This is a genomic window from Paenibacillus sp. cl130 (assembly GCF_900116035.1).
GTDB lineage: Bacteria > Bacillota > Bacilli > Paenibacillales > Paenibacillaceae > Paenibacillus > Paenibacillus polymyxa_B.
The window spans coordinates 179,743-193,883 of sequence record NZ_FOYG01000002.1; the positions used below are offsets into that span (position 1 = coordinate 179,743).

A 14,141-nucleotide genomic window follows, 5' to 3' on the forward strand; every position below is an offset into this window, starting at 1 on the left:
GTTTGCTACGGTAAAGGTCCTCACTCTCATTCTACAACAAAAAAAAGCAGGCTATGCCTGCATTTTAATCCTCCGTATCTACTACCCCGTGCTTGGTCATCACAACGGCTTTGCCGCGAATTTTAATAGCAGAAGTATGATCCGTAAATTGGACGATCAGTACTTCGCCCTTGTCCAATTTTTCTGAATGATGCAAGCGTGTATCCTGACCTCTGGTCAGACCAAAAACCTGACATCCGTTGCTTTTCGCTTTAATTACGACGTACTCACTACTACCCGTCACGTTATCTTCCATGTCCTTTTCCTCCCTGAGAGCCGAAGCTATACTTTTTATGATGGAGATTCAAGCTTGTTTTGTCAACTACATGCTTCCTTCGCTACCTGCAACAATTAGCGTGTCCCGAGCCATACTATCCGTGCAGTCCCATCCATTAAAGAAAGGAACGGATTTGATGAAAAACTATCTTCCCGCCAATCTCAGTCCTGCCCAAATCGAACGACTTCAACAGCTGGAGCATGAATTTGCTGAGCTAACAGGTGAACCCCTAGTGCTGATCGCTTATGCCTCGCGAAACGGCAGAACAGCTTCCTCTTCTCCAGTCCATAGCACCTCTACCACGAAGTAAACAGGACAAAAAGAAAAGGCCGTGAATCAAATTCACGGTCTTTTCAGCGCATTGGGAATATGTAAGAAATCTTATTTAATTCCGTCTTTGAGCGCTTTACCCGGTTTAAATGCCGGAATTTTGCTCGCAGGGATTTCGATTTCTTCTCCTGTTTGCGGGTTACGTCCTTTACGTGCGGAACGTTCACGAACCTCAAAGTTCCCGAAACCTACCAGTTGCACCTTATCTCCGCTTTGCAGCGCTCCAGAGATCGCCTCAAATACTGCATCGATTGCTTTGGTTACGTCCTTTTTGGACAATTCAGTGCTTTCAGAAACCTGATTGATCAAATCCGTTTTATTCATAATATTCACCTCCCAATTCAAGTGTAGTCCAGCATTAAGGTTATCGGTGTTAATGACCGATATGAGGTCGCCTGTATAAAATAACCCGGGCGGCGTACTGCCTTCCATAATGTTATCATCTGTTTCCGTTTCGTCGTTAAATATACATAGAATATACCTAACCTCCGCAATATAGGCCGAAACTGGCGTTTTATGGCACCCTTCTTGCGTGGAACAAGGTTTATAGTAATACAGTCCACAGACAATTTCAAGTACGACGACGGTTTAACACGTAAAAAGTAACGGCCAGCGCAAGTACCAGCACTACTCCTTTGACAATATCATGGGCAAAATATTGCACATTCATCATCGTTAGTCCATTAACCAACACACCGATCAACACTGCACCAATAAATGTACCAATGACATTGGGTTTACCAGCACCAAAGACCGAAAAACCGACGAATACTGCAGCTACCGCCTCCATGAGCAAGGGGGACCCCGCGTCAATTTGGCCTGAGCCTACTCGCGAGGCATACAAAATACCGGCAATCGCCGCAAATACGCCTGAAGCAACATAGGCTAGAGTACGGACTTTTTTTACCCGTATGCCCGACAGACGAGCAGCTTCCTCATTTCCACCCGTTACATACATTTGACGCCCATGCTTTGTATAGGTCAAGAAAACATGCACCGCTGCCACAGCCAGCAACAGTAAAATAACTGAAATCGGGATACCCAACCATTTACCTTGCCCCAGCAAAAGAAATGCAGGAGATATCTCCCCCGGCGCCTTGCTGCCATCGGGAAACTGCATATGATTGTATATGGTATAGCCCTGGGCGTACGTTTTGTGAATCCCGCTTACAATATACATGATTGCAAGGGTTGCGAGCAAATCAGGAATACGCAGTTTAATAATCAGTAATGAATTCAACAGTCCTACCAAAGCACCGACAACCAGAGACACAATAATGACCACCGCAACAGGCTGCTCATACCAGACCATCAAAGAAGCTGAAACGACCGTTGTCAAAGATACTGTAGCTCCCACCGATAGGTCAAAACCGTCCACAATAAGTGACAACGTCACACCAATGGCAACGAAAGTCACAATGGCAATTGAGCCAAGAATGTCCATTAAATTATCATACGTCCAGAAATAAGGTAATGTAGATGAAAAAAACGCTAACACACCTATAATGACAACTACGGCACCGTAACGAAATGAGACGTTTAACCATTTTTCCTTCATGAATGCACCTCTTCACCGCCGCTGGCATACAACAGAAGCTGTTCCTGTTCCACTTCGCCCCGCGCAAATTCCTTTATAATTTTGCCATCATACATCACTGCAATCCGATCACCAATACCAATCCCTTCAGCAAATTCACAGGTTAGATAAATGATCGCTTTTCCTTGCTCCGCCAACTCGCCAATGATACGGAAAATATCACTTTTTGCCCCTATATCTACACCTTTGGTTGGCTCGTCAAAAACAAATACATCCGCTCCAGAATGTAACCATTTTCCAATCGCAACTTTTTGCTGATTCCCACCACTTAAATATTTAACATTCTGGCGGAGCGATGGCGTCTTAATACCGAGAGAGGCGACAATCCCATTACCGTTATTTCGTTCTTTATGCCGACTGATGAAACCAAGGACACTCAGTTTGCCCAAAAGCGGAAGGCTGAGGTTTCTTTCCACACTCTCCTCAATTAGCACCCCCTGCTTACGCCGCTCCTCAGGTATCGACACAATTCCTTGAGCTACCGCGTCCGCTGGCTCTCTCAATCGAATGGAGCGACCTTTAAAGGTCAGCTCTCCCTTATCCGGCTTGTCTGCTCCTGTAAGAAGTCGTGACAGCTCTGTCTTGCCTGCACCAACCAAACCCACAATAGAGAGAATTTCACCACATCGGACTTGTAAATCAACGCCGTGCACTCGTAATCCTTTGTGAAGCCCTTTTGCTTCCAATACCGTTTCACCAATCGGTACCTCTGTTTTTGGGAACTCCTCTTCAAATGTTTTTCCAAGCATATGCGTAACGATGTCGCCTACACTTAAATCAGAGGCAGGCCCCGTGAACACACGCTCACCATCACGCATCACCGTAACATGGTCACTGTGTTCGATAACCTCCGGCAATCGGTGTGTGATGAGGATACATGCAGCTCCCTCATCCTTGAGTGTATGGATTGTGCGGAACAAACGTCGCGTTTCTTCCTCGCTGAGCGGCGCCGTAGGCTCATCAAAAATGATAGTATTTGCTTGCTGTGTCAGAATGCGTGCGATAAGCACAAGCTGTTTTTCTGCCAACGTCAATTCAGACACATATCGTCGTACGTCAATATCTACCTCCAGACGTGCTAATGCCTCACGCGCTCGTCTGCGCATAGAACCCGGTGCGGCCCACCATCGACCATCAGGTGCAGACAAATCGTCCATTACAATATTTTCAGCGACAGTTAACTGAGGTACAAGTGCTGAATCGACCTCCTGATACACACAGTGAATTCCCGCTCTTTTGGCCTCCCACGGTGAACTAATGTTCAGTTCCTTCCCACCAACTACGATAGCTCCCTGATCGGAACGATACGCACCGGACAAAATCTTCATCAATGTGCTTTTCCCTGCCCCGTTGGCGCCCAGCAGAGCGTGAATTTCGCCACCCTGCACCGTAAAATCCACGGCTCGCAGCGCATCTACACCAGCAAACTGTTTGCTGATTTTTTTCATTTCCAATGTATATACTTGTGAACTCATGGTGCCCCCTCACGCCTGCTTATGATAAAAGCGCGCCGAAGCGCGCCTTTGCGTTATGCAAACATTTTATTTGGACGTTTCATATTCCTTCATCCAATCCTTATAGCCCTGCTCGCTTTGGCCCCATCCCTTCACATATTGGGACAGCTCGGATGTGGAAATTTGCTTATCTGGCAGCGCTTCGCGTTGCACATATACAGCCTTCAGTACAACTTTCTCCTCCGGATTATCCCCATGCAACTTCTGATATGCATAGCGCACTTGTACGCGCCCGATATCTGTTGGATCTACGGCTGCCGAGGCCACCCAAGGATTTTTCGGGTCCTGGATCATTTGCAAGTCCTCGTCGCTCATGTCAATGCCGTAGACTTTAATTTCCGTACGTCCCGCTTGTTGGATGGCACGGGCTGCACCTTTGGCAAACTCATCCCACGCCGCCCAGACGGCTGTAATTTCGCCCTTAGGATATTGCTTTAATACAGCTTCCATTTTGGCTTGCGTATCCAACGCAGGATTCTGAGCCGAACCAAAAGTCGCAATTTCTTTAATATCTGGATTGGATTTCAAAAATGCACCATAAGCAACCTGACGACGTTCCATCGGTGCAAATCCGGCAACCCATACTTTCACAATGTTGCCTTTGCCACCGATATCCTTTTTCATTTGCTCCAGCGTCAGCTCAGCCATGCTTTGGTCATCCTGTGAGAGCACTACCGCACCCGGAACATTGACGGCAGCATCAAACACGATAACCGGAATATTGCGGGAAATTGCCTTTTTCAGCCCTGTCTCCAGCAATGCATCACCGTGATCAGTCAAAATGACATCAAATTGCTGGTTAATCGCACTATCAAGCAGAGAAGCCATTTTAGCCTTATCGTTATCTGCCACAAACTTAGTCAGCGTACCGCCAAATTTCTTAACTTCCTCTTCCACACCTTGAACATACTGTTGCGAAAATGTGCCCGTGTTAAACTCCATGATCAACGCAACCCGTTTACCCTTTAGATTTAAATTGTCCGTTTTTCCGTTTGTTGTATTCGATCCTGCAGTGCTTGTCCCTTGAGTGCCGCTCTCTGTCTTCGGCACGCCACATGCAGTGACCAGCAAAACCAGCACCAGTAGCATGATAGCCCCCAGCCCTAGCTTTTTGTTTCTTTGGAGCTCTTTTTGGATATTCATGATTTCATTTCCCCCTCGTTCAATCCACAAAATAATTCAAATTTGATACTTAATATATCGCTTTAAACCAAGTATGTAAATAGGTTTTATGAAATATAGAAAAAATTCCGACTACATATGACAAAATACGACAATTCCGCAAAAAAATTAAACAACCGCCCCCGATTGAATAACGGGGAACGGTTGCTGCATAGAGGTGTCTTTTTAGTTCTCTACTTGACAGGGTACGCCACAGGGTCGATTTTTGCTTATGCTTAAAATGTGAACATCATGAGCGGAGACTAGCCTGGAGATACAATCTCCTTGTCATTTTCAATATGAGGACGCTCCCATCTAACTTATTTGGAGCACTGCTTTACCAGAAAACTTCCGATCTATCAGTTGTTGGGCAATAGTTCCAATTTCCTTCCACGATGCCTCCACTTCGATCCTTGGTACTAACTGGCCTTTTGAAACAAGCTCACCTAGTAATTTCAGATCTTCCGCTGGCGAATAGCGATTTATCTCCTCTCCTAGAAAGAAGCTGTACAAGGTCCTACCACCTAAGCCCCTGATATTAATCGTTGCGTAAGGTGAGGACGAATGTCCCATGGATACACAAATCCCTTCTGGCACAAGCTGAGGTAGTAATGCAGCTAGCGTATCACCACCTACTGAATCCAAAATTAGATGATAAGGTCCAAATGTATCAACCGATGAAATCGCCGTATCTCCAACGATAACCTCATTAGCACCAGCCTCTTGAACAAGTAGAGCTTTTCCCTTGGTTCTGGCTACACCTACTGTAAAAGCTCCTGATTGCGCTGCTAGCTGGTGTGCAAAAATCCCCACTCCGCCAGTCGAGCCAGTTATCAATATTCGCTTACCGAGCAGCATTCCTCCTTTTCTAAGCGTATAGAGCGCTGACAGACCGGCTACCGGTAAAGTAGCAGCCTGGGCGAAGGTAATATCATCGGGAAATTCAGCCAGTAATGAAGTAGGGGCAGCAACTTGTTCGGCCCATGCTCCCATTGGGAGAAGGCCTACCACACGGCTTCCTTGTTTCGGACCCGTGCCATCTTTGGCCTGCTCGATGACGATCCCAGCAAAATCCCAGCCTGGTCTGATCTGTCTTCCATTATTCCTTGCATCTACAACTTCACCCCGATTAAGAGAGAAGGCCTGTACTTGAACGATCGCTTCCCAAGGCTGGGCCTGTGGGGCGGCAACTTCCTTTATCGCGAAAAATCCTGAAGCAAACGGATCTGTTACAATTGCACGAACCATACGATCTCCTCCATGATTATCATTGAGAACCTCTTGTAAATAGCTCACCTTTTTCACAATGTAGTATACTGTAGGGAATCATCTGCACCAAGTGTAGAACTACACCTCATTATGAAAAGGATTGAAAAAGGATGACCATGCACAAGGACGAGGACTTCCAATATAAAACATTAAAAATCGTATTGGGAGAGATTGAAGCTGTTCGCATGAAACGTCAACGGGAATATACTGAGCTATCTCACCCGTTATTGAAACGATTTACTCAGCAGGAGCTTAATGATGAGGCATGTCCTACGTATAAAAATCTATTGGTTGGACGGTCTCGTCGAATACCGGATCGGCAAACGATGATCCATATTGCTGAGTATCTGGAGTGCACTTCAGATGAGCGCAATGATCTTCTCCTCGCCGCTGATTATCTTCCGATCCATTACGAATTGGAGGGACGGTCTCTGGAGCTGGCTCTGGAGCAAGCGCAGCAGATCATGAGTAATTTGCCATTTCCGGCAATGATCGTTACTCATACCTTAGATATCAAGGGGTTAAATGAGCCGTTTCGCCATTTATTTGATATCCCCTCCGATTCTTTTATGAATGGAAAACTGAATAAAGTTGATTTTCATTTTAACTCCGATTTTTCCATTCGTCCCCGTTCTACCTTCGATGCTGAGTCGTTCGAAGAGTGGGAGTCTCATGCTATTTACGGGATACAAGCTTTCAAAAGGTATAACATGTTTTCCCGATACGACCATTGGTATAAAAAGTTAATTGACAGATTTCGAAAATACGACGATCTTAATAAATATTGGAGTATGCAGCCAAAGGACTCATCAAATGAAGTTGAGCACTCTAAAATCATTTTGGCCAGAATGGGAGCCATGGCCGATTTAGCCCCCATTCGCTACAAGCAAATTCATCTTTCTGTAAGCAGCCACATGTATCCTGGAATTGAAGTGTACTTACCGATTGACGAACCTGGACGCAGAGTATTTGAATATTTGGGGTGTCCTGCCGAATGCCAGAACAACGCTTTTAATAAATAGCCAGTCAATTGCTATATCGATTATAAGAATCGTTCATTGCAAATTAAATAAGCCTCGGTGCTACGTTGAAAGAGACCAAATATGAAAATGACTACCAGGGTAATCACGTTGTGAAACTCATTAATCGGATTGTTTCATTTGAACCTAAATCCCGCTAGGAGAAACGAAAAGCTCAATAAAAACAGAGGTAGTCTAGGACTTTATTTTCTCGTCCATGGCTACCCCTGTCTGGTTTTAGAGGTCAGTCTAATATTTTGTTTTTGCGAACCATAGAGAGCCAATTGCTCTCCACGGTATTTCTCTTATACATTTTTTTGGGTGTGGCTTAGCCTTAAAGAATAATAGCAATGAGACCGCCGGAGCCTTCATTAATGATACGACCCAGCGTTTCCTGCAGCTTATAGCGTGCATTGTCCGGCATCATAGCGATTTTACCCTGAATGCCTTCCCGTACAATGGAATGCAGCGAACGTCCGAAAATGTCTGACTCCCAAATTTTGATTGGGTCATTCTCAAAATCCTGCATCAGATAGCGCATAAGCTCCTCACTTTGCTTCTCTGTTCCGATAATCGGAGCAAATTCCGATTCCACATCCACACGGATCATGTGTATAGAAGGTGCTGTTGCCTTGAGCCGCACACCAAACCTTGTGCCCTGACGAATCAACTGCGGATCGTCTAGTGCCATTTCGGACAACGACGGCGCTGCAATGCCATATCCCGTTGTCTTGACCATTTCCAGCGCCTCGGCGAAGCGGTCGTACTCCCGTTTGGCATGGGCAAAATCCTGCATCATTTGCAGCAAATGATCCTTGCCGCGAATCTCTACCCCGACGACTTCGACCAAAATCTGGTCATATAGCTCATCGGGAGCATACAGATCAATTTCAGCTACGCCCTGCCCCATATTCATCCCGCTCAATCCGGCCCTGTCGATGAATTCATATTCCATAAACTGGCCAACCACTCGATCTACATCACGCAGACGTCGAATATCTTTAACCGTATCGCGAACGGAATTTTCATAATTGCTACGCAGCCAGTGCTCTTCGTTCAGTACCATGACCCAGCTCGGCAGGTTTACATTCACCTCATGCACCGGAAATTCATACAATACTTCACGAAGTACGCCTGTAACATCATCTTCCGTCATAGTCGCCGCGCTGAGTGTCATAACTGGTATATCGTACTTGGCAGCCAGCTCACTGCGAAGCTGGAGTGTTTCATCACTGCGCGGATGCGTGGAGTTGATAACCAAAACAAATGGCTTGCCAACTTCCTTCAACTCCTCAATGACGCGTTCCTCCGACTCTACATAAGAGCTGCGCGGGATTTCCGCAATCGTGCCGTCTGTAGTGACTACCACACCGAGCGTCGAATGCTCCTGAATAACCTTGCGTGTACCAATTTCCGCCGCTTCCTGAAAAGGAATGGGTTCTTCGAACCATGGTGTGGAGATCATCCTCGGACCATTTTCATCCTCGTACCCTTTTGCTCCTTCTACTGCATATCCTACACAGTCAACCAGACGTACATTCACGTCCAGTCCTTCCGTTACTTTGATCTGGACGGCATTATTCGGTACAAATTTAGGCTCCGTCGTCATGATCGTCTTGCCTGCCGCACTTTGCGGCAACTCGTCTACGGCGCGGGCACGGTCCGCCTCACTTGTAATGTTCGGCAGAACAATCGTCTCCATAAACCGCTTGATAAACGTTGATTTTCCTGTTCGGACTGCGCCGACGACCCCAAGATAAATGTCTCCTCCGGTGCGTTCGGCAATGTCTTTAAAAATGTCCACTTTCTCCATTGAAATCCCCTCCTCAAAAGTCTCCGAAGGAAAAATGCTTAAAGAGCATCCGCTTCGTGTTCAACCAACTGCTTGATCCCAGATGCGGCAGAACAGCCTTTAAAATGCCCGGAAGTCGTCCGCCGCCGAGATTCAGGAGACTGATGGAATCGGCGAAACGGCGTAAACTCGTACATGCATTTGGACTGATACCATCATATGTATCCCCTCCGTAAAATATGTTTAGTTTTTTAAAAAATAGATTACGACACAGCGATCATTGCAGAAACGATATTTTACGTTTGGGTCCACTCACCTAATATATGCGGGGCAAGACTCTCCCATGACTTCGTCGCTAGACTAAATAAAAAAAGGATGTTTCTCCTGACCGTTTAGAGTCGTCGGAAACCATCCTTTTTTATTCTCCTGATATAATCGGCATTACCACAGTTCATCATCCATCGCCTGACGCTCCAGTTGCCGCCTGATAGCCGCCTTAAGCCTATCCTCCGGTACGGTTACCTGCATATCGCCTTGGACACGCGCCTGGCAGGATAAGCGTATTCCTTCATCCAGTAAAGGTCCCAGCTTACGCTGCTCTGCATCGCTGGGTTGGCCTGCGAATTCAGCCCATTCCGGTGATATCTGTACCTTACACATCAGACAGGCTGCTTTTCCGTCACAACGAGTGGGAATATATACACCCGCTTTACGGGCAGCCTGAAGCAATGACGTACCCTGACCGACCTGTACGCGCCTGCCTGACGGCTTGAACATAATCTGCACATTCATGAACGGTCCTCCAGTCGTCTTTCTCCTAACACACACAGCTTATTCATTGCCCATCAGGATGACGGAGTGCAACTCGGGCCAAGGCAGAAGTTCTGCAAGCTTGTCCAATTGCTCCTCATTCCAAATATTACTGACTAGTAGCTGCTTCAGTACAATGATATGACGTCGCGGGTCGCGCTTCATAACATCTGCAATCGCTTTATATCGGTCGGGTCGATTTCGCAATATATTGAATAAAAGTTCATGACTGAGCGGCATCAGACGCAGTGAAGCACTCCCCAGCTCAAGCTGAACCCCAGCCGACCAAAGTAGTCGCTCGATCTCTAAGCGGTATAACGCTCCGCCACATAATACCTCAAATCCCCCCACCAACTCGACTGGAAAACCCTCCAAGTCATAGTGGCTCAGCAATGAAACGTAAGAGCCGCTACGGTCAACCTGCTGTCGATCTATACTCATACCCAGGGGGTGCGCATGGAGCTGCTTTGCAGCATGAATATCCGCATAAATATCAATGTCCCGAGGCAGGCGATCCAGTTCAACTTCTTGCACAAGTAGTGAACAGCTCCCCCCCAGCATCCACGGAACCGACACTTTTGACCAGCTCTCAGCCAAGCTACTCAGCGCAACTGCCAGATTGTGAGGAAGCCTGTCTACTAACACTGATGATATTGCCTCCTTCAACATCGTTTCCTCCTTTGCTGTCTTTCCTTCCGTTTCCTGATGGGCATCATTATAACATGTTCGACAGGGCAGTTCGATATTTTGTGTACTGAAAAAGAGGTTAGCTGCTCCAAAATATAAAAAAAACCGCGAACCTTCCCGGTTCACGGTGAATAATACTAACCGGCGTGCGGCCAGCGGTCTATTTTTTCATCATCATTTTCATCAACGCTTCCATATTGGAAGGATTCATTCCGCTCTTTTTGACGGCACCAACGATATCCCTTACTGTATCTTCCGACACCGGAATGTTGGCCATCGCAGACACCTGCTTGATAAGCTGACGCAGTTGCGCTTCGCTTTGAAGCGTGTCCGCCTTTACCGTGCCTGCCAGCTTTTTCACTGCATTTTCGGATATGTTTTTGCCACCTTTTTTGTTAATGGCCTTCAATGCATCTTTCGGAAAGTTTTTATTCACAATCTCCCCTCCTCCGCCATTGCTCAACTCAGTCTATGAGTGGCGGAGACAAAAGGTGATTAAGCGTACATAAGACATGCCAAACGCCTAACTAAAAAAGGCTATCTCATTATAGAAAAAATCTACCATGAGACAGCCTTTATATTATTAAAGCTCATCCGACCCTTAAGAATGCCATTGCTCCCAAGTTTGAAGTGGCATGACTTCCATCTCGGTCTTAGGATCGCGACCCATCAGCGCCTCAACGGCCTTACGGACGTCACGTCCTTCAAACAGTACTCCATACAGCACCTCTGTAATAGGCATCTGAACACCTAATTTTTGAGAGATGGCGTATGCAGCTTTTGTCGTTCGAATACCTTCTACGACCATGCCCATCGATTCTAGCACAGCATCAAGCTGCTGGCCCTGTCCCAATAGGGACCCTGCACGCCAGTTGCGACTGTGACGACTCGTTGCAGTGACCACTAGATCGCCAATACCAGCCAGGCCGGCAAAGGTTAATGGATTAGCACCCATCTCAACTCCGGCACGGGTAATTTCAGCCAATCCACGAGTCAATAAAGCCGCTTTGGCATTATCACCGAAACCAAGTCCGTCTGACATTCCCGCACCCAATGCGATAATGTTTTTTAGCGCCCCGGACAGTTCCACGCCGAGCAAATCACGGTTTGTATAGACGCGGAAATAGGAGTTCATGAACAGCCCCTGTGCGGCCTGTGCAGCCTTCTCATTGGAGGAAGCTACAACGACCGTTGTAGGACACTTCTTCACCACTTCTTCCGCATGACTCGGACCAGACAGCACGGCAATATCGCCCTCCGCGACTTCCAGTTCTTCCGAGATCACCGTGGACATACGTTTAAGCGTTTCAGTTTCAAAACCTTTAATGGCATGCACTACCAGCATATCCTTGCTAAAATGAGCTTTCAGACTACGTGCTACCTGACGAGCAGCAGCCGAAGGAGATACGATAATCACTGCTCTAGCACCAGATACCGCAGTCTGCATGTCAGTTGTAGCTGAAATGCGATCAGACAAAATGGAGCCTGGTAAATAATGCTCATTCGTATGCTTCTCATTGATTTCAGCTGCTTGCTGCTCGTTTCTCGTCCAGACAGAGACATCGTTGTTATTGGCCGCAAGAACGGAAGCCAGGGCTGTTCCCCAACTCCCCGCGACCAGCACAGCTATTTTCTCAGACAAGACGATCTCCTCCTTTGGAGCCAAGCTTATTCTCATTCCCCCGTACCAGCTTGACTATGTTGGTACGGTGTCTCCACACAGCGAACAGACAAATGATTAGAGCCGTCCAGAATAACGGCCATGCATAACCAAGCACGAGTAATATCCAGGGGGTCAAAATGACAAAAATGAGCGATCCCAAGGATACGTAACGCGTCATTACGATTGCAAGTATCGCAATGATTCCGGCATATAGTGCGGGCAGTAAGGCAAGCGATGCCAATACACCAATAGCAGTCGCAATACCTTTTCCTCCACGGAAGTGAAAATATACCGGCCAGTTATGGCCCGCAATCGCCGCAATGCCGCACAAACCCGGTACCCAGGATGATTGTCCACCTAACCAGTGCCCTATTAGCACTGCAATAACCCCTTTAAGTACGTCCAGCAGCAGCACCAGAATAGCTGGGCCTTTTCCAAGCACACGCAGCGTATTCGTCGCACCGGCATTGCCGCTTCCATGCTGGCGAATGTCGATTCCTTTTAATTTTCCATACAGCAAACTAAAGCTGACAGAGCCAAGCAAGTAACTGAGTACGATGGCAACGATTTGTAAAATCAACCTATTCGCTCCTAACTTTCGTCAGACTTGCGCCGTGTAAAGATACGAATTGGAGTTCCTTCAAAATTGAAGGCGGCGCGAATTTTGTTCTCCAGATAACGCTCATATGAGAAGTGCATTATTTCTGGATCGTTTACGAATACAACCATCGTAGGCGGCTTAACAGCAACCTGGGTCACATAGTTAATGCGCAGACGACGTCCCTTGTCTGTTGGTGGAGGATTGATGGCAACCGCATCGGAAATTACATCATTCAGCAAATGTGTCTGAATACGCAACACATGCTGCTGCGCCACATGCTGTACAACAGGAAGCAGCTTTTGCAGGCGTTGCTTCGTTTTTGCAGACAAGAACACAATCGGAGCATATGTCATAAACAGAAAGTGATCGCGAATTTTCGTTTCAAACTGGTGCATCGTTTTATCGTCCTTGTCCACGACATCCCATTTGTTAACGACAAACAGCGATGCTTTACCCGCTTCATAAGCATAGCCAGCAATGTGCTTATCCTGCTCAATAATGCCTTCCTCGCCGTTAATAACGACCAGTACAACATCTGCACGCTCAATGGCACGCATGGCACGCATTACACTATATTTTTCGGTCGTTTCATAAACTTTACCACGTTTACGCATACCTGCCGTATCAATCAGCACATACTTTTGACCGTCTTTTTCAAAAGGTGTATCAATTGCATCACGCGTCGTGCCTGCAATGTCACTAACGATAACCCGTTCTTCTCCCAAAATGGCGTTAACCAGTGAAGATTTACCTACATTTGGGCGGCCGATCAAGGCAACACGAATAACGTCTTCATCATAGTGATCTTCTTCCAGCTCAGGCAAATTGGACGTAATGGCATCTAACAAGTCGCCTATCCCTGTGCCATGACTACCAGAAACAGCGATTGGATCACCAAATCCATAAGAATAAAACTCATAAATCAGATCGGCGCGACTGAGGTTGTCCACCTTGTTGACAGCTACGATGATCGGTTTACCCGAACGATATAGCATTTGAGCTACCTCTTCATCTGACTGTGTAATTCCTGCTTTCGCATCACTCATGAATACAATTACATCTGCTTCTTCTATTGCAAGTTCCGCCTGCATACGGATGGATTTTAAAATGACATCCTCACCATCAATCTCAATGCCGCCGGTGTCAATAATACTGAAGGATTTACCATTCCACTCCGATATACCGTATATACGGTCACGAGTGATTCCGGGTTTATCTTCCACGATGGACAAACGATCCCCGATAATCCGATTAAAAATAGTGGACTTACCCACATTCGGACGACCAACGATAGCCACAACGGGTCTTGCCATAAATTCACTCCTCCTGTCAATTCTTCCGCTATCATCATAGCAAAAAACATACCTATTGGCGATATGGTC

The 14,141-nt window shown here is 46.7% G+C and carries 15 protein-coding genes; 2 read left to right on the forward strand and 13 right to left on the reverse strand.

Annotated features, from left to right (window positions below; genetic code table 11):
• Positions 1-64 precede the first annotated feature (64 nt).
• The gene (gene mtrB, locus BM358_RS07185) at positions 65-295 is read right to left on the reverse strand and encodes a trp RNA-binding attenuation protein MtrB (protein ID WP_013310730.1); all 231 of its coding nucleotides are present in this window, start codon (positions 293-295) and stop codon (positions 65-67) included.
• A 37-nt stretch (positions 296-332) separates the two neighbouring features.
• Between mtrB and BM358_RS07190 the strand changes: the two genes are divergently transcribed.
• Positions 333-626: a hypothetical protein gene (locus BM358_RS07190; protein WP_034095056.1), complete on the forward strand. Its 294-nt coding sequence runs from the start codon at positions 333-335 to the stop codon at positions 624-626.
• A 71-nt stretch (positions 627-697) separates the two neighbouring features.
• On the opposite strand, the gene BM358_RS07195 is transcribed toward BM358_RS07190, so the two are convergent.
• From BM358_RS07195 to BM358_RS07215, 5 genes are all read right to left on the reverse strand, one after another.
• Complete coding sequence (locus BM358_RS07195) at positions 698-970, reverse strand: HU family DNA-binding protein (RefSeq protein WP_013310732.1); 273 nt, start codon at positions 968-970, stop codon at positions 698-700.
• A 247-nt stretch (positions 971-1,217) separates the two neighbouring features.
• Positions 1,218-2,204 (reverse strand): ABC transporter permease, encoded by a 987-nt coding sequence (locus BM358_RS07200; RefSeq protein WP_013310733.1) that lies wholly within the window; start codon positions 2,202-2,204, stop codon positions 1,218-1,220.
• Positions 2,201-3,718 (reverse strand): sugar ABC transporter ATP-binding protein, encoded by a 1,518-nt coding sequence (locus BM358_RS07205; protein ID WP_028540633.1) that lies wholly within the window; start codon positions 3,716-3,718, stop codon positions 2,201-2,203. Before BM358_RS07205 ends, BM358_RS07200 begins: the two co-directional genes overlap by 4 nt.
• A gap of 66 nt (positions 3,719-3,784) precedes the next feature.
• On the reverse strand, positions 3,785-4,900 hold the full coding sequence (locus BM358_RS07210) for a sugar ABC transporter substrate-binding protein (RefSeq protein ID WP_013310735.1): 1,116 nt from the start codon (positions 4,898-4,900) through the stop codon (positions 3,785-3,787).
• Positions 4,901-5,233: 333 nt separating this feature from the next.
• Positions 5,234-6,166, reverse strand: a complete 933-nt coding sequence (locus BM358_RS07215) for a zinc-binding dehydrogenase (protein WP_028540632.1) — start codon at positions 6,164-6,166, stop codon at positions 5,234-5,236.
• A 131-nt stretch (positions 6,167-6,297) separates the two neighbouring features.
• Here BM358_RS07215 and BM358_RS07220 point away from each other — a divergent pair, with 131 nt between their 5' ends.
• Complete coding sequence (locus BM358_RS07220) at positions 6,298-7,209, forward strand: MmyB family transcriptional regulator (RefSeq protein ID WP_023989180.1); 912 nt, start codon at positions 6,298-6,300, stop codon at positions 7,207-7,209.
• Positions 7,210-7,540: 331 nt separating this feature from the next.
• Here the strand turns inward: BM358_RS07220 and spoIVA are convergent, their stop codons facing one another.
• From spoIVA to der, 7 genes are all read right to left on the reverse strand, one after another.
• On the reverse strand, positions 7,541-9,019 hold the full coding sequence (gene spoIVA, locus BM358_RS07225) for a stage IV sporulation protein A (protein WP_023989182.1): 1,479 nt from the start codon (positions 9,017-9,019) through the stop codon (positions 7,541-7,543).
• Positions 9,020-9,439: 420 nt separating this feature from the next.
• Positions 9,440-9,790, reverse strand: coding sequence for a 2Fe-2S iron-sulfur cluster-binding protein (locus BM358_RS07230; RefSeq protein ID WP_028540631.1), 351 nt, complete (start codon positions 9,788-9,790; stop codon positions 9,440-9,442).
• A 39-nt stretch (positions 9,791-9,829) separates the two neighbouring features.
• A complete protein-coding gene (locus tag BM358_RS07235) occupies positions 9,830-10,477 on the reverse strand; it encodes a hypothetical protein (RefSeq protein WP_028540630.1) in 648 nt (215 codons plus the stop codon).
• A gap of 178 nt (positions 10,478-10,655) precedes the next feature.
• Positions 10,656-10,931: a stage VI sporulation protein F gene (locus BM358_RS07240; protein ID WP_013310741.1), complete on the reverse strand. Its 276-nt coding sequence runs from the start codon at positions 10,929-10,931 to the stop codon at positions 10,656-10,658.
• A gap of 165 nt (positions 10,932-11,096) precedes the next feature.
• Positions 11,097-12,137, reverse strand: coding sequence for an NAD(P)H-dependent glycerol-3-phosphate dehydrogenase (locus BM358_RS07245; RefSeq protein ID WP_028540629.1), 1,041 nt, complete (start codon positions 12,135-12,137; stop codon positions 11,097-11,099).
• The gene (plsY, locus tag BM358_RS07250) at positions 12,130-12,738 is read right to left on the reverse strand and encodes a glycerol-3-phosphate 1-O-acyltransferase PlsY (protein ID WP_025723065.1); all 609 of its coding nucleotides are present in this window, start codon (positions 12,736-12,738) and stop codon (positions 12,130-12,132) included. The genes BM358_RS07245 and plsY overlap by 8 nt, the downstream gene beginning before the upstream one ends.
• Before the next feature lie 11 nt (positions 12,739-12,749).
• Positions 12,750-14,072 carry a ribosome biogenesis GTPase Der gene (gene der / locus BM358_RS07255; protein ID WP_013310744.1) on the reverse strand — a complete coding sequence of 441 codons (1,323 nt, stop codon included), beginning with the start codon at positions 14,070-14,072 and terminating at the stop codon, positions 12,750-12,752.
• Between the last annotated feature and the right edge of the window lie 69 nt (positions 14,073-14,141).

What these genes read in the sequence shown, in the direction of transcription:
- mtrB (WP_013310730.1), bottom strand. Translation starts at nt 295, where the DNA reads ATGGAAGATAACGTGACGGGTAGTAGTGAGTACGTCGTAATTAAAGCG.
- BM358_RS07190 (WP_034095056.1), top strand. Translation starts at nt 333, where the DNA reads ATGATGGAGATTCAAGCTTGTTTTGTCAACTACATGCTTCCTTCGCTA.
- BM358_RS07195 (WP_013310732.1), bottom strand. Translation starts at nt 970, where the DNA reads ATGAATAAAACGGATTTGATCAATCAGGTTTCTGAAAGCACTGAATTG.
- BM358_RS07200 (WP_013310733.1), bottom strand. Translation starts at nt 2,204, where the DNA reads ATGAAGGAAAAATGGTTAAACGTCTCATTTCGTTACGGTGCCGTAGTT.
- BM358_RS07205 (WP_028540633.1), bottom strand. Translation starts at nt 3,718, where the DNA reads ATGAGTTCACAAGTATATACATTGGAAATGAAAAAAATCAGCAAACAG.
- BM358_RS07210 (WP_013310735.1), bottom strand. Translation starts at nt 4,900, where the DNA reads ATGAATATCCAAAAAGAGCTCCAAAGAAACAAAAAGCTAGGGCTGGGG.
- BM358_RS07215 (WP_028540632.1), bottom strand. Translation starts at nt 6,166, where the DNA reads ATGGTTCGTGCAATTGTAACAGATCCGTTTGCTTCAGGATTTTTCGCG.
- BM358_RS07220 (WP_023989180.1), top strand. Translation starts at nt 6,298, where the DNA reads ATGACCATGCACAAGGACGAGGACTTCCAATATAAAACATTAAAAATC.
- spoIVA (WP_023989182.1), bottom strand. Translation starts at nt 9,019, where the DNA reads ATGGAGAAAGTGGACATTTTTAAAGACATTGCCGAACGCACCGGAGGA.
- BM358_RS07230 (WP_028540631.1), bottom strand. Translation starts at nt 9,790, where the DNA reads ATGAATGTGCAGATTATGTTCAAGCCGTCAGGCAGGCGCGTACAGGTC.
- BM358_RS07235 (WP_028540630.1), bottom strand. Translation starts at nt 10,477, where the DNA reads ATGTTGAAGGAGGCAATATCATCAGTGTTAGTAGACAGGCTTCCTCAC.
- der (WP_013310744.1), bottom strand. Translation starts at nt 14,072, where the DNA reads ATGGCAAGACCCGTTGTGGCTATCGTTGGTCGTCCGAATGTGGGTAAG.